Source organism: Pseudomonas frederiksbergensis, from assembly GCF_900105495.1.
Lineage (GTDB): Bacteria > Pseudomonadota > Gammaproteobacteria > Pseudomonadales > Pseudomonadaceae > Aquipseudomonas > Aquipseudomonas frederiksbergensis.
The window spans coordinates 5,041,484-5,061,286 of sequence record NZ_FNTF01000002.1 but is presented as its reverse complement, the minus strand read 5'-3'; the positions used below and the strand labels follow the sequence as shown (position 1 = coordinate 5,061,286).

24 protein-coding genes and 1 pseudogene are annotated in these 19,803 nt (G+C 59.9%); 12 read left to right on the top strand and 13 right to left on the bottom strand.

The window, feature by feature from the left end; translation table 11 throughout:
• Nucleotides 1-6: 6 nt before the first annotated feature.
• Nucleotides 7-966, bottom strand: a complete 960-nt coding sequence (gene trxB / locus BLW70_RS23765) for a thioredoxin-disulfide reductase (protein WP_074878173.1) — start codon at nt 964-966, stop codon at nt 7-9.
• A 38-nt stretch (nt 967-1,004) separates the two neighbouring features.
• On the opposite strand from trxB, the gene BLW70_RS30505 reads away from it, so the two are divergent.
• The 7 genes from BLW70_RS30505 to cysG all read left to right on the top strand — a co-directional run bounded on the left by BLW70_RS30505 (nt 1,005) and on the right by cysG (nt 8,910).
• Nucleotides 1,005-1,277, top strand: a complete 273-nt coding sequence (locus tag BLW70_RS30505; protein WP_139273420.1) for a hypothetical protein — start codon at nt 1,005-1,007, stop codon at nt 1,275-1,277.
• Nucleotides 1,274-3,676, top strand: coding sequence for a DNA translocase FtsK (locus BLW70_RS23760; RefSeq protein ID WP_074878171.1), 2,403 nt, complete (start codon nt 1,274-1,276; stop codon nt 3,674-3,676). Before BLW70_RS30505 ends, BLW70_RS23760 begins: the two co-directional genes overlap by 4 nt.
• 65 nt (nt 3,677-3,741) lie before the next feature.
• Nucleotides 3,742-4,365 carry an outer membrane lipoprotein periplasmic chaperone LolA gene (gene lolA / locus BLW70_RS23755; protein ID WP_008154853.1) on the top strand — a complete coding sequence of 208 codons (624 nt, stop codon included), beginning with the start codon at nt 3,742-3,744 and terminating at the stop codon, nt 4,363-4,365.
• Nucleotides 4,366-4,522: 157 nt separating this feature from the next.
• Complete coding sequence (locus BLW70_RS23745; protein ID WP_074878169.1) at nt 4,523-5,845, top strand: replication-associated recombination protein A; 1,323 nt, start codon at nt 4,523-4,525, stop codon at nt 5,843-5,845.
• Nucleotides 5,845-6,219 carry a fluoride efflux transporter CrcB gene (gene crcB / locus BLW70_RS23740; protein WP_074878168.1) on the top strand — a complete coding sequence of 125 codons (375 nt, stop codon included), beginning with the start codon at nt 5,845-5,847 and terminating at the stop codon, nt 6,217-6,219. Before BLW70_RS23745 ends, crcB begins: the two co-directional genes overlap by 1 nt.
• Nucleotides 6,220-6,234: 15 nt before the next feature.
• The gene (serS, locus tag BLW70_RS23735) at nt 6,235-7,515 is read left to right on the top strand and encodes a serine--tRNA ligase (protein ID WP_074878166.1); all 1,281 of its coding nucleotides are present in this window, start codon (nt 6,235-6,237) and stop codon (nt 7,513-7,515) included.
• Nucleotides 7,516-8,910, top strand: coding sequence for a siroheme synthase CysG (cysG, locus tag BLW70_RS23730; protein ID WP_074878164.1), 1,395 nt, complete (start codon nt 7,516-7,518; stop codon nt 8,908-8,910). It begins immediately after the preceding gene.
• Nucleotides 8,911-9,039: 129 nt separating this feature from the next.
• Here cysG and BLW70_RS23725 read toward each other — a convergent pair whose 3' ends face one another.
• The 9 genes from BLW70_RS23725 to BLW70_RS23685 all read right to left on the bottom strand — a co-directional run bounded on the left by BLW70_RS23725 (nt 9,040) and on the right by BLW70_RS23685 (nt 14,062).
• Nucleotides 9,040-10,041 (bottom strand): glutathione S-transferase family protein, encoded by a 1,002-nt coding sequence (locus tag BLW70_RS23725; protein WP_074878162.1) that lies wholly within the window; start codon nt 10,039-10,041, stop codon nt 9,040-9,042.
• A gap of 90 nt (nt 10,042-10,131) precedes the next feature.
• Complete coding sequence (locus BLW70_RS23720) at nt 10,132-11,133, bottom strand: glycosyl transferase family protein (protein WP_074878160.1); 1,002 nt, start codon at nt 11,131-11,133, stop codon at nt 10,132-10,134.
• Nucleotides 11,130-11,465, bottom strand: a complete 336-nt coding sequence (locus BLW70_RS23715; RefSeq protein ID WP_074878158.1) for a TusE/DsrC/DsvC family sulfur relay protein — start codon at nt 11,463-11,465, stop codon at nt 11,130-11,132. Before BLW70_RS23715 ends, BLW70_RS23720 begins: the two co-directional genes overlap by 4 nt.
• Complete coding sequence (gene tusB / locus BLW70_RS23710) at nt 11,462-11,755, bottom strand: sulfurtransferase complex subunit TusB (protein WP_074878156.1); 294 nt, start codon at nt 11,753-11,755, stop codon at nt 11,462-11,464. The genes BLW70_RS23715 and tusB overlap by 4 nt, the downstream gene beginning before the upstream one ends.
• Nucleotides 11,755-12,117: a sulfurtransferase complex subunit TusC gene (gene tusC / locus BLW70_RS23705; RefSeq protein WP_074878155.1), complete on the bottom strand. Its 363-nt coding sequence runs from the start codon at nt 12,115-12,117 to the stop codon at nt 11,755-11,757. Before tusC ends, tusB begins: the two co-directional genes overlap by 1 nt.
• Before the next feature lies 1 nt (nt 12,118).
• A complete protein-coding gene (gene tusD / locus BLW70_RS23700; protein WP_074880794.1) occupies nt 12,119-12,511 on the bottom strand; it encodes a sulfurtransferase complex subunit TusD in 393 nt (130 codons plus the stop codon).
• Nucleotides 12,512-12,723: 212 nt separating this feature from the next.
• Complete coding sequence (locus tag BLW70_RS23695; RefSeq protein ID WP_074878154.1) at nt 12,724-13,428, bottom strand: YoaK family protein; 705 nt, start codon at nt 13,426-13,428, stop codon at nt 12,724-12,726.
• Between the two features lie 35 nt (nt 13,429-13,463).
• Entirely contained in the window at nt 13,464-13,793 is a 330-nt protein-coding gene (locus tag BLW70_RS23690; RefSeq protein WP_074878153.1) for a DUF6388 family protein, read from the bottom strand.
• 20 nt (nt 13,794-13,813) lie between these two features.
• Nucleotides 13,814-14,062 carry a hypothetical protein gene (locus tag BLW70_RS23685; protein ID WP_008154823.1) on the bottom strand — a complete coding sequence of 83 codons (249 nt, stop codon included), beginning with the start codon at nt 14,060-14,062 and terminating at the stop codon, nt 13,814-13,816.
• Between the two features lie 161 nt (nt 14,063-14,223).
• Here BLW70_RS23685 and BLW70_RS23675 point away from each other — a divergent pair, with 161 nt between their 5' ends.
• Nucleotides 14,224-14,574: a hypothetical protein gene (locus BLW70_RS23675; RefSeq protein WP_074878151.1), complete on the top strand. Its 351-nt coding sequence runs from the start codon at nt 14,224-14,226 to the stop codon at nt 14,572-14,574.
• A 157-nt stretch (nt 14,575-14,731) separates the two neighbouring features.
• Here the strand turns inward: BLW70_RS23675 and BLW70_RS23670 are convergent, their stop codons facing one another.
• Nucleotides 14,732-15,163, bottom strand: a complete 432-nt coding sequence (locus BLW70_RS23670; RefSeq protein ID WP_074878149.1) for a GNAT family N-acetyltransferase — start codon at nt 15,161-15,163, stop codon at nt 14,732-14,734.
• Nucleotides 15,164-15,313: 150 nt separating this feature from the next.
• On the opposite strand from BLW70_RS23670, the gene BLW70_RS23665 reads away from it, so the two are divergent.
• Both BLW70_RS23665 and BLW70_RS23660 read left to right on the top strand, forming a co-directional pair.
• Complete coding sequence (locus tag BLW70_RS23665) at nt 15,314-15,751, top strand: hemerythrin domain-containing protein (RefSeq protein ID WP_074878147.1); 438 nt, start codon at nt 15,314-15,316, stop codon at nt 15,749-15,751.
• 61 nt (nt 15,752-15,812) lie between these two features.
• Nucleotides 15,813-16,406, top strand: a complete 594-nt coding sequence (locus BLW70_RS23660) for an NUDIX domain-containing protein (RefSeq protein ID WP_074878145.1) — start codon at nt 15,813-15,815, stop codon at nt 16,404-16,406.
• Nucleotides 16,407-16,574: 168 nt separating this feature from the next.
• Here BLW70_RS23660 and BLW70_RS23655 read toward each other — a convergent pair whose 3' ends face one another.
• Nucleotides 16,575-17,090 (bottom strand): methylated-DNA--[protein]-cysteine S-methyltransferase, encoded by a 516-nt coding sequence (locus tag BLW70_RS23655; RefSeq protein ID WP_074878143.1) that lies wholly within the window; start codon nt 17,088-17,090, stop codon nt 16,575-16,577.
• 151 nt (nt 17,091-17,241) lie between these two features.
• On the opposite strand from BLW70_RS23655, the gene ggt reads away from it, so the two are divergent.
• Together ggt and BLW70_RS23645 are read left to right on the top strand one after the other, a co-directional pair.
• Entirely contained in the window at nt 17,242-18,969 is a 1,728-nt protein-coding gene (gene ggt / locus BLW70_RS23650) for a gamma-glutamyltransferase (protein WP_074878141.1), read from the top strand.
• A gap of 72 nt (nt 18,970-19,041) precedes the next feature.
• The gene (locus BLW70_RS23645) at nt 19,042-19,575 is read left to right on the top strand and encodes a cysteine hydrolase family protein (protein WP_074878139.1); all 534 of its coding nucleotides are present in this window, start codon (nt 19,042-19,044) and stop codon (nt 19,573-19,575) included.
• Here the strand turns inward: BLW70_RS23645 and BLW70_RS31210 are convergent.
• Nucleotides 19,547-19,726: pseudogene (locus BLW70_RS31210) on the bottom strand (hypothetical protein); the annotation flags it as partial. The gene BLW70_RS23645 and the pseudogene BLW70_RS31210 sit on opposite strands and share 29 nt — an antisense overlap.
• Between the last annotated feature and the right edge of the window lie 77 nt (nt 19,727-19,803).

Below are 19,803 nucleotides of genomic sequence, written 5' to 3'. Positions count from 1 at the left end.
GTGCCGTCAAACGACTGGAATGTCGTCGAGATACTTCTCGGCGTCCAGCGCGGCCATGCAACCGGCCCCGGCAGACGTCACGGCCTGGCGGTAAACGTGATCGGCCACGTCACCGGCGGCAAATACCCCCGGAATTTCGGTGCTGGTAGCATCGCCTTCGCTGCCGCCCTTGACCAGCAGGTAGCCGTTACGCATTTTCAGCTGGCCTTCGAACAGGTCGGTGTTGGGTTTGTGGCCAATAGCGATGAACACGCCGGTCAGCGGTAATTCACTGGTTTCGTTAGTGTGGCTGTCCCGCAGGCGCGCGCCGGTCACCCCGCTGGCATCGCCCAGCACTTCATCCAGATTCTGGTTCCAGTGCAGACGGATGTTGCCTTTGGCGGCTTTTTCGAAGAGCTTGTCCTGAAGGATTTTCTCCGAGCGCAGCTTGTCGCGGCGGTGAATCAGGTGAACTTCCTTGGCGATGTTTGACAGGTACAGCGCTTCTTCAACTGCCGTGTTGCCGCCGCCAACGACTGCGACCACCTGATTGCGGTAGAAGAAACCGTCGCACGTCGCACAGGCCGAGACCCCTTTGCCGGCAAATGTCTCTTCAGATGGCAACCCCAGGTATTGCGCCGAGGCGCCGGTGGCGATAATCAGCGCGTCACAGGTGTAAGTGCCGCTGTCGCCGATGAGTTCGAACGGGCGCTGCTGCAACTTGGCCGTGTGGATGTGGTCGTAGACGATCTCTGTGTGAAAACGCTCGGCGTGTTTTTGCATGCGTTCCATCAGTACCGGGCCGGTGAGGCCTTCGACATCACCGGGCCAGTTGTCGACTTCGACGGTGGTGGTGAGCTGGCCACCTGCCTGTATGCCGGTAATGACAACGGGATTGAGGTTGGCGCGGGCGGCATAAACGGCAGCGCTGTAACCGGCGGGGCCCGAACCCAGAATGATCAGGCGGGAATGCTTCGCTTCGCTCATAAAAACACCTCATAAGCCTTTGTCACAAAAGAGAATGCATGCTCAAATTGAACCGCGCGATCTGTGCTGTTGGCTATGCTACACCTTGGGTTTCAAGCATGGCATCGGACGAACAAACCCGTACAATGCCGGCCTGTAACAGCGTTTGTAATAAAATATGCGTTGCGCGCCGTGTTTATAAAAACCGGAGCGTAGTGTTAAAAGTAGTCCCAGTTACGCCTGTTAACTTTTTTACCTGCCTGGATTGGGCAGTTTTTTATAGTCATTCAACAGATGGACGCGCCATAGGCGCAGGAAAAGAAGCGTTTTGAAGAAATCCACCGCAGCACCAAAAACAGTCGTTCCGCTCTGGCGCCAGCAATTGCACTACCGGCTCAAGGAAGGTGCATTGATCGCCATCGGCGGCTTGTGCCTGTTCCTGATGATGGCCTTGTTGACCTACGGCAAGGACGATCCGGGCTGGAGCCATAACAGCAAGATCGACGATGTGCAGAACTTCGGCGGGCCGGTCGGCTCCTACAGCGCCGACATCCTGTTCATGGTGTTGGGTTATTTCGCCTACATCTTCCCGCTGTTGCTGGCGATCAAGGCCTATCAAATCTTCCGTCAACGCCACGAGCAGTGGGAGTGGAGCGGCTGGCTGTTTTCCTGGCGCCTGATCGGCCTGGTGTTTCTGGTGCTCTCGGGTGCGGCCCTGGCCCATATCCATTTTCACGCCGCGACCGGTCTGCCGGCCGGCGCTGGCGGTGCTTTGGGCGAAAGCCTCGGTGATCTGGCCAGGAACGCCCTGAACATCCAGGGCAGTACGCTGTTGTTCATCGCATTGTTCCTGTTTGGCCTGACGGTGTTCACCGACCTGTCGTGGTTCAAAGTGATGGACCTCACCGGCAAGATTACCCTCGACCTGTTCGAACTGTTTCAGGGCGCGGCCAACCGCTGGTGGGCGGCCCGTGTCGAGCGCAAACAATTGGTTGCACAGCTGCGTGAAGTCGATGAGCGCGTGCATGACGTGGTCGCGCCGACCGTCACGGACAAACGCGAGCAAGCCAAGGTCAAGGAGCGCCTGATCGAACGTGAGCAGGCCCTGAGCAAACACATGTCCGACCGTGAGAAGCAGGTGCCGCCGGTGATTGCCCCTGCGCCGCCCAAGCCAGCGGCGCCGAGCAAACGCGTGGAAAAAGAGAAACAGGCGCATTTGTTCGTCGACAGTGCCGTCGAAGGCACCTTGCCGCCGATCTCGATTCTCGACCCGGCAGAAAAGAAACAACTCAATTATTCGCCTGAATCCCTGGCTGCGGTTGGCCACTTGCTGGAAATCAAGCTCAAGGAATTCGGCGTCGAAGTGTCGGTGGATTCGATTCACCCCGGCCCGGTGATTACCCGTTACGAAATCCAGCCGGCGGCCGGCGTCAAGGTCAGCCGCATCTCCAACCTGGCAAAAGACCTCGCGCGTTCTCTGGCCGTGACCAGCGTGCGTGTGGTGGAAGTGATTCCGGGCAAGACCACCGTCGGTATCGAGATTCCTAACGAAGACCGCCAGATCGTGCGTTTCTCCGAAGTGCTGTCGACCCCCGAGTACGACAACTTCAAGTCGCCGGTCACTTTGGCCCTGGGTCACGACATCGGTGGCAAACCGGTCATCACCGACCTGGCGAAAATGCCTCACTTGCTGGTAGCCGGTACCACCGGTTCCGGTAAATCGGTGGGCGTGAACGCGATGATCCTGTCGATCCTGTTCAAGTCCGGTCCGGAAGACGCCAAGCTGATCATGATCGACCCAAAAATGCTTGAGCTGTCGATCTACGAAGGCATCCCGCACCTGTTGTGCCCGGTCGTGACCGACATGAAGGACGCTGCCAACGCCCTGCGCTGGAGCGTGGCGGAGATGGAACGCCGCTACAAACTGATGGCGAAGATGGGCGTGCGCAACCTGTCGGGCTTCAATGCCAAGGTCAAGGAAGCCCAGGACGCCGGTGAGCCGTTGACCGATCCGTTGTACAAGCGCGAAAGCATTCACGACGAAGCGCCACTGCTGACCAAGCTGCCGACCATCGTCGTGGTGGTGGACGAATTCGCCGACATGATGATGATCGTCGGCAAGAAGGTTGAAGAACTGATCGCCCGTATCGCCCAGAAGGCCCGTGCCGCCGGTATCCACTTGATCCTCGCGACCCAGCGTCCGTCGGTTGACGTGATCACCGGTCTGATCAAGGCCAACATTCCGACCCGTATGGCGTTCCAGGTGTCGAGCAAGATCGATTCGCGCACCATCATCGACCAGGGCGGCGCCGAGCAACTGTTGGGTCACGGTGACATGCTCTACATGCCACCGGGCACCAGTCTGCCGATTCGTGTTCACGGCGCTTTCGTCTCCGATGACGAGGTTCACCGGGTGGTCGAAGCCTGGAAACTGCGCGGTGCGCCGGAATACAACGACGAGATTCTCGCCGGTGTCGAAGAGCCGGGTAGTGGCTTTGAAGGCAGCAGCGGTGGCGACGACGACAGTGAATCCGACGCGCTCTACGACGAAGCGGTGCAGTTCGTTCTGGAAAGCCGTCGTGCGTCCATCTCTGCGGTTCAGCGCAAGCTGAAAATCGGCTACAACCGCGCCGCGCGCATGATCGAAGCCATGGAAATGGCTGGGGTCGTGACGTCCATGAATACCAACGGTTCGCGTGAAGTCCTGGCCCCGGGCCCGGTACGCGACTGAATTGATTGAAACGCGGTGGCGTAATGACGCGCCATCGCACCCCCACGAATGTTATGAGGACTCCCATGCGTCTTATCCGCATGCTGTTGCTGCCGGTTTTGGCTTTGACCACGCTCTCGGCCCACGCCGATGACAAGGACGTGGCGCGTCTGACCCAATTGCTGGAAAAATCCCAGACCCTGACCGCGCGTTTCTCCCAGCTGACCCTCGACGGCAGCGGTACCCAATTGCAGGAAACCGCGGGTGAAATGTCCTTGCAGCGTCCGGGCTTGTTTTACTGGCACACCAACGCGCCGGCCGAACAGACCATGGTCTCCGACGGCAAGAAGGTGACGTTGTGGGATCCGGACCTGGAACAGGCCACCATCAAGAACCTCGATCAGCGCCTGACCCAGACCCCGGCGTTGCTGCTGTCCGGTGACGTGTCCAAGATCAGCCAGAGCTTCGACATCAGCGCCAAGGAAGCCGGTGGCGTGATCGACTTCACCTTGAAGCCGAAAACCAAGGACACCCTGTTCGACAGCCTGCGCCTGTCGTTCCGCAATGGCCTGGTCAATGACATGCAGATGATCGACAGCGTCGGTCAGCGCACCAACATCCTGTTCACCGGGGTGAAAGCCAACGAGCCGATCCCGGCGTCCAAATTCAAGTTCGACATCCCTAAAGGGGCGGACGTGATTCAAGAGTAAGACGCAAAACCTGTGGGAGCGAGCCTGCTCGCGATAGCGTCGGGTCAGTCAACTTTGATGTTGAATGTAATGCCGCCATCGCGAGCAGGCTCGCTCCCACAGGGGCCGGCGGCGTTCAAGTGATTGGCTGATAGTTAGTGAGGTTTCATAAGTAGTGATGGACCTGTTTCGCAGTGCCCCGATAGCTCAACCTTTGGCAGCACGCCTGCGTGCGGCCAATCTGGACGAGTACGTCGGTCAGGAACACCTGCTCGCTCGCGGCAAGCCTTTGCGCGAGGCGCTGGAGCAGGGTGCCTTGCACTCGATGATTTTCTGGGGCCCGCCGGGTGTGGGCAAGACCACCCTGGCGCGTCTGCTGGCGGAAGTCTCGGATGCGCACTTTGAAACGGTTTCGGCGGTACTGGCCGGCGTGAAGGAAATCCGTCAGGCGGTGGAAGTCGCCAAGCAGCAGGCTGGGCAGTACGGCAAGCGAACCATCCTGTTCGTCGATGAAGTGCACCGCTTCAACAAGTCCCAGCAGGACGCTTTCCTGCCGTACGTTGAAGACGGCACGCTGATTTTTATCGGCGCCACCACGGAAAACCCCTCATTCGAACTCAACAACGCGTTGCTCTCCCGGGCGCGCGTCTACGTGCTCAAAAGTCTCGACGAAGCGGCCCTGCGCAAGCTGGTGCATCGCGCGCTGACGGAAGAGCGTGGCCTGGGCAAGCGGCAACTGACCCTCAGCGATGAAGGCTTCCAGATGCTGCTGTCGGCCGCCGATGGCGATGGCCGGCGTCTGCTCAACCTGCTGGAAAACGCCTCGGACCTGGCTGAAGACAACAGCGAGATCGGTGTCGACCTGCTGCAAAGCCTGCTCGGTGATACCCGTCGACGTTTCGACAAGGGCGGTGAAGCGTTTTACGACCAGATTTCCGCGCTGCACAAATCAGTGCGCGGCTCCAATCCAGACGGTGCACTGTACTGGTTCGCCCGAATGATCGACGGCGGTTGCGATCCGCTGTACCTGGCCCGGCGCGTGGTGCGCATGGCCAGCGAAGACATCGGCAACGCCGATCCCCGCGCCCTGAGCCTGTGTCTGGCGGCGTGGGAAGTGCAGGAGCGCCTCGGCAGTCCCGAAGGCGAGTTGGCGGTGGCCCAGGCCATTACTTATCTGGCCTGTGCGCCGAAAAGCAACGCGGTGTACATGGGCTTCAAAGCCGCAATGCGCAGCGCCACCGAACACGGTTCGCTGGAAGTACCGCTGCACCTGCGCAACGCACCGACCAAGCTGATGAAACAACTGGGTTATGGCGACGAATACCGTTACGCCCACGATGAGCCGGACGCTTACGCCGCTGGCGAAGACTATTTCCCGGAAGAGCTCGAGCCGCAACCGTTCTATCAGCCAGTGCCGCGTGGCCTGGAGCTGAAGATCGGCGAGAAGCTCAATCACCTTGCGCAACTTGACCGTCTCAGCCCCCGGCAGCGGAGAAAATAGTGATCCCTTTGATCGTTGCTGTTTCTGTGGGCGGTATCGCCGGAACGCTTTTGCGCTTTGCCACGGGTAACTGGATCAACGCTAATTGGCCGCGGCACTTCTATACCGCGACGCTGGCCGTTAATATCGTCGGCTGTTTGCTGATCGGCGTTCTATACGGTCTGTTTTTAATACGCCCGGAGGTGCCGATTGAGGTGCGCGCCGGGTTGATGGTCGGCTTCCTCGGGGGGCTGACGACTTTTTCATCTTTTTCACTGGACACGGTGCGCCTGCTGGAAACCGGGCAAATGCCGCTCGCTATTGTCTATGCTGCCATCAGCGTATTCGGTGGGCTGCTCGCTACCTGGGCTGGCCTGTCCTTGACCAAACTTTGATAACGAGAGACCGACATGCTCGATTCCAAACTGTTACGTAGCAACCTTCAGGACGTAGCGGACCGCCTGGCATCCCGTGGTTACACGCTGGATGTTGCGCGCATCGAAGCGCTGGAAGAACAGCGCAAGACCGTCCAGACCCGCACCGAAGCACTGCAGGCTGACCGTAATGCGCGCTCCAAATCCATCGGCCAGGCCAAGCAGCGCGGCGAAGACATCGCGCCGCTGATGGCGGACGTCGAGCGCATGGCGAATGAATTGAGCGCCGGTAAAGTCGAGCTGGACGCGATCCAGACCGATCTGGATTCGATCCTGCTCGGCATCCCGAACCTGCCGCACGAATCCGTACCGATCGGTGATGACGAAGACGGCAACGTCGAAGTGCGCCGTTGGGGCACCCCGACCGCGTTCGATTTCCCGGTTCAGGACCACGTCGCCCTGGGCGAGAAATTCGGCTGGCTGGACTTCGAAACCGCCGCCAAGCTGTCCGGCGCCCGTTTCGCCCTGTTACGCGGCCCGATTGCGCGTATGCACCGCGCCCTGGCGCAGTTCATGATCAACCTGCACACCAGCGAACACGGTTACGAAGAGGCCTACACGCCTTATCTGGTTCAAGCGCCGGCGTTGCAAGGCACGGGTCAGTTGCCGAAGTTCGAAGAAGACCTGTTCAAGATCACTCGCGAAGGCGAAGCCGATCTGTACCTGATTCCGACCGCCGAAGTGTCGCTGACCAATATCGTCGCTGGCGAAATCGTCGATTCGAAACGGCTGCCGATCAAGTTCGTCGCCCACACCCCATGCTTTCGCAGTGAAGCCGGTGCCTCGGGTCGCGATACGCGCGGCATGATCCGTCAGCACCAGTTCGACAAGGTTGAAATGGTCCAGATCGTTGAGCCGTCGACCTCGATGGAAGCGCTGGAAGGCCTGACCGCCAACGCCGAAAAAGTCCTGCAATTGCTCGAACTGCCTTATCGCACTATTGCGCTGTGCACCGGCGACATGGGCTTCAGCGCGGTCAAGACCTACGACCTGGAAGTGTGGATCCCGAGCCAGGACAAATACCGCGAGATTTCGTCGTGCTCCAACTGCGGTGATTTCCAGGCCCGTCGCATGCAAGCGCGTTTCCGCAACCCGGAAACCGGCAAGCCTGAACTGGTTCACACCCTGAACGGTTCCGGCCTGGCGGTCGGTCGTACCCTGGTGGCGGTGCTGGAAAACTATCAGCAAGCCGACGGTTCGATCCGTGTGCCGGACGTGCTGAAACCGTACATGGGTGGCCTCGAGGTCATCGGCTAAATGGACTATCTGCCGCTGTTCCATAACCTTCGCGGCAGTCGTGTCTTGGTCGTCGGCGGGGGGGAGATTGCCTTGCGCAAGTCCCGTCTGCTGGCCGAAGCCGGTGCGCTGCTGCGGGTGGTCGCACCTGAAATCGAACCGCAACTGCGCGAACTGGTTGCCGGTAGCGGTGGCGAATGTCTGGTGCGAGGCTACGTTGAATCGGACCTGGACGGTTGCGGGCTGATCATCGCCGCCACCGACGACGAACCGCTGAACGCGCAAGTCTCCGCCGATGCCCATCGGCGTTGCGTGCCGGTCAACGTGGTGGACGCGCCAGCCTTGTGCAGCGTGATCTTCCCGGCGATCGTCGACCGGTCTCCTTTGATCGTAGCGGTCTCCAGCGGCGGCGATGCGCCGGTGCTGGCGCGGTTGATCCGCGCCAAACTGGAAACCTGGATTCCTTCCACCTACGGTCAACTGGCCGGCCTGGCCGCGCGTTTTCGCAGCCAGGTCAAACACCTGTTCCCGGATGTGCAGCAGCGTCGGGCGTTCTGGGAAGATGTGTTCCAGGGCCCGATTGCCGACCGGCAACTGGCCGGGCAGGGCGCCGAAGCCGAGCGCTTGATGCTGGCGAAAATTGCCGGTGAAGCACCGGATGCCACGGGCGAAGTCTATTTGGTGGGCGCCGGCCCGGGTGATCCCGACCTGCTGACCTTCCGTGCCTTGCGTCTGATGCAGCAAGCCGATGTGGTGCTGTATGACCGCTTGGTGGCGCCAGCGATTCTGGATTTGTGCCGTCGCGATGCCGAGCGGGTTTACGTCGGCAAGCGTCGCGCCGATCACGCCGTACCTCAGGATCAGATCAATCAGCAATTGGTGGATTTGGCCAAGCAAGGCAAGCGGGTGGTGAGGCTGAAGGGCGGTGATCCGTTCATCTTCGGTCGCGGCGGTGAAGAAATCGAAGAACTGGCGGCCCATGGCATCCCGTTCCAGGTGGTGCCGGGTATCACCGCGGCCAGCGGTTGCGCGGCGTATGCCGGAATTCCGCTGACGCACCGTGATTACGCGCAGTCTGTGCGTTTCGTCACCGGGCACCTGAAGGACGGTTCCACCGATTTGCCGTGGGCCGACCTGGTCGCGCCGGCGCAAACCCTGGTGTTTTACATGGGGTTGGTGGGGTTGCCGATCATTTGCGAACAGTTGATCAAGCATGGTCGCGCGGCGGATACGCCAGCGGCGTTGATCCAGCAGGGCACCACCGTTAATCAGCGGGTGTTTACCGGCACCTTGGCCGATTTGCCAAGTCTGGTGGCGGAGCATGAAGTGCATGCGCCGACGCTGGTGATCGTTGGGGAAGTGGTGCAGTTGCGCGAAAAACTGGCGTGGTTCGAGGGCGCTCAGGCGCAGGTCTGAACATCCTGTAACTGATCGTTCCCACGCTCTGCGTGGGAATGCATCCCGTGACGCTCTGCGTCACATCCGAAGCGGAACGCGGAGCGTCCCTGGCGGCATTCCCACGCGGAGCGTGGGAACGATCGTCTGTCAGGCTCTGCGCCAAACCCCTTTCCCGCTCAACCGCTCGCGATCATGCGTTGCTGTGAAATCCTGCGCCGGCCCTTTCGGCACGATCCCCGTCGGATTGATGGTCTTGTGGCTGCCGTAGTAGTGATTCTTGATGTGCTCGAAGTTCACCGTCTCGGCAATCCCCGGCCACTGATAAATCTCCCGCAGCCAGTTCGACAGATTCGGATAATCGGCAATCCGCCGCAGGTTGCACTTGAAGTGCCCGTAATACACCGCGTCAAAGCGAATCAACGTGGTGAACAGCCGAATATCCGCTTCGGTCAGGTACTCACCCGCCAAATAGCGATTGGCACCCAACAGCTGTTCCAGCCGATCAAGCTCCTCGAACAACCCGTCGAACGCTTCTTCATAAGCCTTCTGCGCTGTGGCAAATCCTGCGCGATACACGCCATTGTTCACCGTCGGATAAATCCGTTCGTTCAGCGCATCGATTTCGCCCCGCAGCGGCGCCGGGTAGAAATCCAGGTCATTACCCGTCAAATCATCGAAGGCGCCATTGAACATGCGGATGATCTCCGCCGATTCATTGTTGACGATGCGATTCTGCTGTTTGTCCCAGAGCACCGGCACGGTGACGCGGCCGGTGTAGTCGACGGTATCGGCGGTGTAGCGCTGGTGCATGAAATTGAAATGATCGAGCTTGTCCCCGGTCGATCCGAGGTTCTGGTCGAAGGTCCAGCCGTTTTCCAGCATCAACCAACTGACCACCGAGACGTCGATAAGGCTTTCGAGGCCTTTGAGTTTGCGCAGGATCAGCGTGCGGTGAGCCCATGGACAGGCGAGGGACACGTAGAGGTGATAACGACCGGCCTCGGCCGCAAAGCCACCAACACCTGTCGGGCCAGGTTTGCCATCGGTGGTCAGCCAGTTACGACGCTGCGCTTGTTCACGCTGGAACGCGCCATCCTTGCTGCTTTCGTACCACTGGTCGTGCCAGCGGCCTTCAACTAACAAACCCATGTCCAAGACTCCTCAACCAATAAGCGTTGGAGAGGAGTCTATTCGCATAGGTTCGATTAAAAAGCGCAAAGGTTGGGCGCTTATGATCGGTTATATCGATTTGTCCCGCGCATCCCAATACTGCTGGGCGGTTTCGAAGGCCTGCTCACGGGGTTGGCCGAGGCCGCGCAAGGCCAGAGCCATGGTCGAGATCAATGCCATTTGCGGATAGCTGTCGACTACGTCGCCACGCCACACGGCTTTCAAATGCTCGGGATCGAGGCTGGCCGGTTTGACGTGGCGTTGTGCCGACAACTGCGGCCATTCCTCGTCCCAGCTTTCGCCACCCGTGGTGCCGTACAAGTGACTATCGGCGTCCGGGTTGATCTCGATTTCGCCGCCGTCGCCTTTCACCACGATCGCGGTGTCGCCGAGCAAACCGCTGGCATCGCGATGCACCGCCTGGTAGCCGGGGTGGAAAATGCTTTGCAGGCCACAGCGGGCACTCAACGGGTTGAGAATCCGCGTCAGGGAATGGATCGGCGAGCGCAGGCCCAAGGTGTTGCGCAGGTCGATCATTCGTTGCAGCTGCGGTGCCCAATCCACCAGCGGCATGAAGGCCAGGCTGCCGTTATCCAGTGCGTCGCCGACCTGCTGCCAGTCGCGGCACAACGGGATCTTCAACTCATCCAGCAGTTGCTCGCTGTAGAGCCGACCGGCCGTGTGCGCGCCGCCGCCATGCATGAAAATCCGCACGCCATTCTGTGCCAGACACTTGGCGGCCAGCAGGTACCAAGGCAGATGGCGTTTCTTGCCGGCATATGTCGGCCAGTCCAGATCGACGGCCAGTGCCGGCGGATTCAACCGTTCACGCAAGGCTTCGGTAAACCCGGCCATTTCCTCGGCGCTTTCTTCCTTGTGCCGCAACAGCATCAGGAACGCGCCAAGCTGGGTGTCTTCGACCTTGTGGTCGAGCACCATGCCCATGGCTTCGCGGGCTTCCTCGCGGGTCAAGTCGCGGGCGCCGCGTTTGCCCTTGCCGAGAATGCGCACAAACTGGGCGAACGGGTGTTCGGCGGGTGTTTCGAGGGTCAGCGCAGGGTAGTCGGTCATAAGCAATTCGTCGGTTTGGGCAGGCCCGCCAGTTTCGCGGCGAGTTTGGCAGGGGTGCCTTTGAACAGTCGGTTCAGGTGCAGGCTGTTGCCCTTTTCCGGGCCCAGCTTCGTTGCTGTGTATTTGATCAGCGGACGGGTGGCCGGCGACAGCTGGAATTCGGCGTAGAAGCTGCGCAGCAGTTCGAGGATTTCCCAGTGTTCGGGGCTCAACTCGATGTCTTCGGCGGCGGCCAGGGCGCTTGCTACCTCGCAGGACCAGTCGCTCAGTTCGACCAGGAAACCGTCCTTGTCCAGCTCGATGGCGCGTGCGCCGACCGTCAGGGATTTCATAGCCAACTGTTGACCTTGTCGTAGTGAATCGACAGCTCGACGAAGGCCGGGTAATCGATGGCCTTGGCCGTGTCAGGAATCTCCAGCGCGCGAGCCTGGGCGTCTTCGGCCAGCACGAACAGTTTCGGGTGGCGGGCGTTCAGCGCTTTGAACGGCGCGGTGCCTGGTTGCAGCGCATAAACCGCGTCGCCAGTCAGCAGCAGCGCATCGTCAGCGCCCATCAAGCGCAGGCAACTGGTCAGGCGATCGTCGCCGAACGGGGAATGAGACAACACATGCAAAGTCGACATCAGAGGGTGATCACCTGGTCGTAACGGTCAATAAGTGCGGTGATTTCGTGGGCGGCCAGCACCTGCGCTTCTTCCAGCGCCAAACCAGTCGGGTTCAGACCCCGTTCCGCAACGCTGTCGGCACAGACAAACAGTTCGTCGACACCGAACATTGGCAAGGCTTGCAGATTGGCACTGAGGTCCTTCTGCTGGAGGGCCTTGGCGTCCTGTTTCGCGGCGAGCTGGAACACCCCGTCATCAAGAAACAGCAGGCCGATCGGCAGATCGAAGGCGCCGCCGGCCAGCACGATGTCCAGCGCTTCCCGCGCACTCGGCCCGGACCAGGGCGCCTGACGGCTGATAATCAGCAAGGACTTAGCCATCTCACGCGCCTCCGAAACAGATCAGGCGTTCAGCATCCTGCACCGCATCATGCAACTGGCCCAGGCCGGACAATTCCCACGGCGCGCCCACTGCAACGGCTTCACGCTGATAGCGCCCGGCTTCTTCTTCATTCAGCACGCCACGACGCAGGGCCGCCGCGATACACACGACGCCGTCCAGTTGATGCTCGGTGACGAAGTTGCGCCATTGCTTGGGCAAGTCCTGCTCATCCTGCGGCGTGACCACGCTGCCGGAGGCGTTGTAGACGCCGTCCTGGTAGAAAAACAGCCGGACAATCTCATGCCCACCGGCCAGCGCAGCCTGAGCAAACAGCAGGGCGCGGCGCGAGGAGGGCGCATGGGCGGCGGAAAACAGCGCGATGGCGAATTTCATGACGGACTCGATCAGCAAAACTGCGGCCATGATAAAGCTTTATCGCCGGGGCGGCGAAGGGCTTTGCCGCGAGATGGTGTGTCAGGTGCACCCAATTCGATCGTTCCCACGCTCTGCGTGGGAATGCCTCACCGGACGCTCCGCGTCCGCTTGGGACGCGGAGCGTCCCGGGCTGCATTCCCACGCAGAGCGTGGGAACGATCAACTGCCGATCAGCGCGGCATGTAACCCAACTGCCAGCGCTGCGGGATTTTCAGCGACAGCAACCCGACTGCGCCGGCCAGCAGACCACTGACAAACAAAGCCTTGAGCCCCAGGTGATGTTCCAGCACGGCGCCGATTACCGCGCCAGCAAACATCCCGGTCCAGGGAATCAGTTGCACGCGCCAGCCGTTACGCCGTTCGCCGAGCATCCAGCGCCCCAGACCACGGCCGAAGCGCGACAGGGCGCCGGTGACGTAGGTCAGGCCGACCGGCAGTCCATTCACTTCTTCCACGGCGGCATTGAGCATGCCCATGGCGATGATCGTCGCCAGAAGCGCCGGCAATTGTTCGTCGTAGGGCCAGGCAGCGGCGCCGCAGAGCAGCGTGGCGATGCACAGCAGCAAGGGCAGCGCCCGACGGCCGCCGAGGCGACTGACGACAATGCCCAAGGCGTTGCCGACGACGAAGGTGCCGACGAGGATCATCAGGCGCAACATGAGGCCCAGGTCGCCATCGCTGATGGCGACGGCGAGGCGGGTGGTGTTGCCGCTCATGAACGAGACGAAATCACCGCTGGCCATGAAGCCGATGGCGTCGGTCATACCCGCGAGTACCGAGAGGCTGGCCACCAGCGACATGCCAATGCGTCCACGCCATTTGCGGGTATGCAGGTGGCCCGGGCTGGCGCGGTCAGTTGAGAGGGATGGCAACATCAGCGAAGGTCGTCCTCAGGCAGCGACTGGAATAGTCACTTACTCAATCCATATAACTCGCAATACTCCCGCCAGTCCATGCCGGCCATCTCGGCCACTTCCTTGTGCACTTCCAGGCGCTGTGCCTGATAGTCCTCGGGCGTCGCGGCGGTCAGTTGCAGCGTCAGCTCCCAGGCAAACAATCCCAGACGCTCGGCCTCGGCTTCGAAGGCTTCATGCAAGCGTTCGTCGCGGTACTGCGCCGCGGTCTCGCCCTTGGCCTGAGCCATCAGCGGGTTGAGGTTGTCGAGTTCGACGCGCAGTTCAGGGCGCTCATCGAGAAACTTCTTCAGCGCTTGCTCGTGTTGCTGTTCGGTTGCCGCCATGGTCGCTCCTTGAGGCTGGATTACGAAGACTGCTTCTTGCTGGCCTTGGCCGCTGCTGCCAGGCACTCGAGGGCAAACTGCTCGGGGTACGTCATCTGGATTGGCGTGGTTTCACCCTTGACGGTTCTTTCGCCGTCGAGAATGTAACGAATTCGCTTGTCGGTAACGCCAATCCGCTTGGCAATCCAGGACGGCGTCTGACCGATCTGGCTGATCAGTTTGTCGGCATATTCAGCGGTCGGTTTGTAATATTCGGCGTTGGGTGTCATGACCTTTCCAGAAAATAAGCCCGGAAAAACGGGCGATGCGGTGTTTATGGCGCGACAGGGTGCGCGAATCGTCACTCGGTGTCGCGGTATAAATGAAGTAAAGCAGAACGATACGCCGTGCCGCGGTGATACAGTCCGCTTTTTCTTGATGAGCGAACGCAATGCGAATTCTGATGGTGGCGCTGGCCGTAACGTTGCTGGCCGGATGCGCGGGCTCGGCGATGAACGACGCCCGCACTGGAACCCCGTACAAAACCCTGACGTCGGACAAACCGGAAAAAATCGTCGCCCAATGTGTGCAGTTTTCCTGGCAGGACGAGGCGGTGTTCGGTGTCGATGCTGGCGCGTATTTGCAGCCTGGCGAGAAGGGCGGCACCACCGTTTACACGCGCTCGGCAGAGTCCTTTGTGGACGTGAAGACTGACGCTTCCGCCACCGTGCTGAATTATTACGCTCAGCGTGACGACTTTGTGGCCAAGCGCCGACTGGCGGCGTTGGCGACCTGCCTCTGATTCTTTGGATTGACGCATACCCCTGTGGGAGCGGGCTTGCTCGCGAAGAGGCCGGTACATTCAACATCTCTGTTGACTGACACACCGCCTTCGCGAGCAAGCCCGCTCCCACAGTTGTTCTGTGTTGATTATGAAAATGGGGTTTGCTCCCGCCGGGTCAGGTTTCGTTTTTCAGGCGCTTCTGGAAAAAGAAGCGCTTGTGGCCCGGCGGGTAGTCGGCGATCTGGCCGAGTTCGCTGTAGCCGAGCTTGCGGTAGAACTCCGGCGCCTGGAAGTCGAAGGTGTCGAGCCAGATTCCGATGCATTCCTTTTCCCGTGCCAGGTCTTCAGCCATTTGCATCAGCTGCGTGCCCATGCCCTGTCCGCGAGCCTGTTCAGGCACCGACAACAGGTCGATGTACAACCATTGGTAAAACACCCGACCGTGAAGCCCGCCGAGAATCTCGCCGCTTTCGTCACGCACCAGCAAGGCAACGGGCTCCTGAGTCGAGACACCGGCCTTTGCGGCGTTATAGGCGCGCAACGGCAGCAGGATTGCCTGGCGTTCTTCATCCGTGGGGTTTTGCGATCGTTCGATTCGCAGGGTCATCAGCTATTTCCTTATGGCCAGAGTGGTAAACATTTCCAAGACTATCGCGGCTCCTGGTCGTTGTTCCAGTCTTCAGGTGGAACCGTCGTTCGTGCGCAGGTGTCTAGGCTAAACAGCGTCATTCCTGAACGCGGCCCATGAGGACACTCCGTGAATATTTTCGAAGCCTTGCGCGAAAGCCACGACCGCCAACGTATCTACGCCGATGCGCTGATCCAGACCAGCGGCGACACCCCCGAACGGGTCGAGGCTTACAAGCAGCTCAAGTCCGAGCTTCAGGCCCACGAAACCGCTGAAGAGCGGCATTTCTACATCCCGCTGATGGAGTTCGATAACGGCGTCGACCTCAGCCGTCATGCCATTTCAGAACATCACGAGATGGACGAAATGATGGAAGCACTCGACGAAACCGAGATGTCCAGCCCGGCCTGGCTGGTCGCCGCGAAGAAGCTCGCCGAGAAGGTCAATCACCACCTGGAAGAGGAGGAGCAGAAGTTCTTCCAGATGGCCGGCAAGCTACTCGACGACAAACAGAAAGTGACGCTCGCGGGTCAGTATGAGAAGGAATACAAGGCTCAGCTGTCTTAGCGTCGGCCTTTCGTTTTCGCCTAAGATGTGCCTCTTCTGACGAAAAAAGGGATGCATTGTCATGTCGAACACAGCCGAGCGGGTCAACCTCATCGAGTCCCAGGTGTTGTCCCACGACTGGTACCTGCTCAAGAAAATTACCTTCGATTACCAGCGCAACAACGGTGAATGGCAACGCCAGACCCGCGAGGTCTACGACCGCGGCAATGGCGCGGCGATCCTGCTGTTCAACCGCGAAAAGAAAACCGTGGTGTTGGCCCGGCAATTCCGCTTGCCGGTGTTCGTCAACGGCCACGATGGGTTGCTGATCGAAGTGGCGGCGGGGCTGCTAGAAGGTGCGGCGCCTGAAGAGCGCATCCGCGAAGAAGCCGAGGAAGAAACCGGTTATCGCGTGCATCATGTGCACAAGGTGTTCGAGGCCTACATGAGCCCCGGGTCGGTGACTGAGAAACTGCACTTCTTCATCGCCGAGTACGACGCTGCTGCCAAGGTCAGCGAGGGCGGCGGGCTGGAGGAGGAGACCGAGGAACTGGAAGTGCTGGAGTGGAAATTCGACGACGCACTTGATGCGTTTTATCGCGGGGAAATCTGCGATGCGAAGACCATCATGCTGTTGCAGTATGCGGCGATGAAAAACATCTTCACCACCGCCTGATCAACGTAGCAGCTGCCGAGCCTGCGAGGCTGCGTCCGGCTGCGAAGCAGTCGTAAACTCAAGCGCCACGTTTTATCTGGAACAGCGCGGCGAATGGTTTTACGACTGCTTCGCAGCCGGACGCAGCCTGGCGGGCTCGGCAGCTGCTACAGGTTGCGTTTGGGCTGATCAGAACAAATCGCCTGTCCTGCCGGCCCCAGACCATTGGCAACCTTCCAGCGTCAGCAACTGCTCCTTCGCTTCAAGCCCTCCGGCAAACCCCGTCAACTTTCCCGAAGCGCCAATCACCCGATGACACGGCGCAACAATCGAAATCGGGTTCTTGCCGTTCGCGGCGCCCACTGCCCGAACTGCACTGGGATTGCCGATCTGCCGGGCTATCTCGCTATAGCTGCGGGTCTCGCCAAACGGAATGGTCAGCAGCGCTGCCCAGACCTTCTTCTGAAATTCCGTCCCGGCAAAATCCAGTTCCAGGTCGAAACGATTGCGCGTGCCTGCAAAGTATTCCCGCAGCTGCTGAGCCGTGCGCATCAGGATCGGGTTATCCGGCACCTCGCGCATCGGTCCAAGCCGCACCCGGTCGGGTTTGTCATTTTCCCAGAGGATGGCTGCCAGTCGTGAGCCGTTCGCGACCAGCTTCAACTCGCCCACCGGTGTGGCGAGGGTGATGAAGGTGTAACTCATGCCGGTGGACTCCGTAAAAGTGCTGAACCGAGGCCAAGCATACTGCCTCGACGGGGAGGCGCAATACGCAATCCCAGCCATACTTGCCTCTGCTCTTGAAGCCTTCCCCTCTGTTTTTTTACAGAGCCTAAAAACAAAAAGAGACCGACTCATGAAGTTCGAACCTTTTGCCAAATCGCTGATTGCGACCTCATTGGTGCTCAGCTGCCTCAGTGCTTACGCGGCTTCCGTGGCGCCGGTCGCGGCCGAAAACGGCATGGTCGTCACCGCCCAGCATCTGGCCAGTCACGTGGGCGTCGATGTGCTCAAGAACGGCGGTAACGCCGTCGACGCTGCGGTAGCGGTCGGCTATGCGCTGGCGGTGGTTTATCCCGCGGCGGGTAACCTGGGCGGCGGCGGTTTCATGACCATTCAGTTGGCGGACGGGCGCAAGACCTTCCTCGACTTCCGCGAAAAAGCCCCGCTGGCCGCCACCGCCGACATGTACCTCGACAAGGAGGGCAACGTTGTCCCCGACCTGAGCACCCGTGGACATCTGGCCGTTGGCGTGCCCGGCACCGTGTCGGGCATGGAACTGGCGCTGCAGAAATACGGCACCAAACCGCGCAAGGAAGTGATCGCCCCGGCCATCAAGCTCGCCGAAGACGGTTTTGTGCTGGAGCAGGGCGATGTCGAGTTGCTGGAATACGCCACTGACGTGTTCAAGAAGGACATCAAGGATTCCGGTGCGATTTTCCTGAGCAACGGCGAGCCGATGCAAGTCGGTCAGAAACTGGTGCAAAAAGACCTCGGCAAAACCCTGCGGGAAATCTCCGAGAACGGCGCCGACGGCTTCTATAAAGGCTGGGTGGCCGATGCCATCGTCACCTCCAGCCAGGCCAACAAAGGCATCATCACTCAGGCCGACCTCGACAAATACAAGACCCGCGAACTGGCCCCGATCGAATGCGATTACCGCGGCTACCATGTGGTCTCGGCACCGCCGCCCAGCTCTGGCGGCGTGGTGATTTGCGAGATCATGAACATTCTCGAAGGCTATCCGATGAAAGACCTGGGCTATCACTCGGCCCAGAGCATGCACTACCAGATCGAAGCGATGCGTCACGCTTATGTGGACCGCAACAGCTACCTGGGCGACCCGGACTTTGTGAAAAATCCGATCGCCCATCTGCTGGATAAAAACTACGCAACGAAAATCCGCGAAGCCATCAATCCGCAAAAGGCCGCGGTGTCCCGCGAGCTCAAACCCGGCGTAGCACCACACGAAGGCAGCAACACCACCCATTACTCCATCGTCGATAAATGGGGCAATGCGGTCTCGGTGACCTACACCTTGAACGACTGGTTCGGCGCCGGCGTCATGGCCAGCAAAACCGGGGTGATCCTCAACGACGAAATGGACGATTTCACCTCGAAAATCGGCGTGCCGAACATGTACGGTCTGGTGCAAGGGGAGGCCAACGCCATCGCACCCGGCAAGGCACCGCTGTCGTCCATGAGCCCGACCATCGTCACCAAGGACGGCAAAGTGGTGATGGTCGTCGGCACCCCCGGCGGCAGTCGCATCATCACTGCAACCTTGTTGACTATGCTCAACGTGATCGACTACGGCATGAACATCCAGGAGGCGGTCGATGCACCGCGTTTCCACCAGCAGTGGTTACCGGAAGAGACCAACCTTGAGACCTTCACCACCAGCCCTGATACGGTGAAGATGCTCGAAAGCTGGGGGCACAAGTTTGCCGGGCCGCAGGACGCCAACCATGTGGCGGCGATTCTGGTCGGCGCACCGTCGCTGGAAGGCAAGCCGGTGGGCAAAAACCGCTTTTATGGGGCGAACGATCCACGTCGTAACACCGGGTTGTCGCTCGGTTATTGAGGGGTGTTTTTCAAAGGGGGACGGATCTATTTTTCGTCCCCTGATCCACTGATTCTTTTCAAGGACGGGACCATGGCTACCGCACTGCTGATCATCGATGTCCAGCGCGCCCTGTGCACTGGCGAGTACGAATGTTTTGAGATCAAGCGTGTTATCGAGAACATCAACGACCTCAGTGCCAAGGCTCGCGGAGCAGGCATCCCGGTCATCCTCATCCAGCACGAAGAAAGGGGCGACCAGTTGCAATACGGTTCCGAAGGCTGGCAACTGGCCGAAAGCCTGAAGACTTCGCCGCAAGACATTCGCGTGCGAAAAACCAATCGAGACTCGTTCTACCGGACCCACTTGCAAGCGCAATTGCAGGATATGGACGCCGACCGCCTGATCGTCTGCGGACTGCAAACCGACTATTGCGTCAACGCCACTGTCCGCCAGGCCCTGAACCTGGGCTATGACGTAGTGCTCGCCGCCGATGCGCATTCCACCGTCGACAACGGCAACCTCGCCGCCGAAGACATCATCACCGAGCACAACGCAGACCTGGCGCACTTGACGGGGCCCGTGGCGCGGATCGACGTTATGCCGACCAGCGAAATCCGGATCTGAAAACGGGTGAGGGGCTTGCTCCTATTGACGTTTGCACGGCCCCGAAAATACCGATCAACTCAGTCAAAAAAGCACTGAGCACATCCCGCTGACGCGCCGAATGCCTGACCGCAGCATGAAAGCCGCCCTCATAGCACAACCACTCAGAATTCGGGTCGAACCATGGCTCTGGTCGCATAAATTTGAAATGCACGGCGTTGCTCGACAGAATCGCGTCCCGATCCGGCC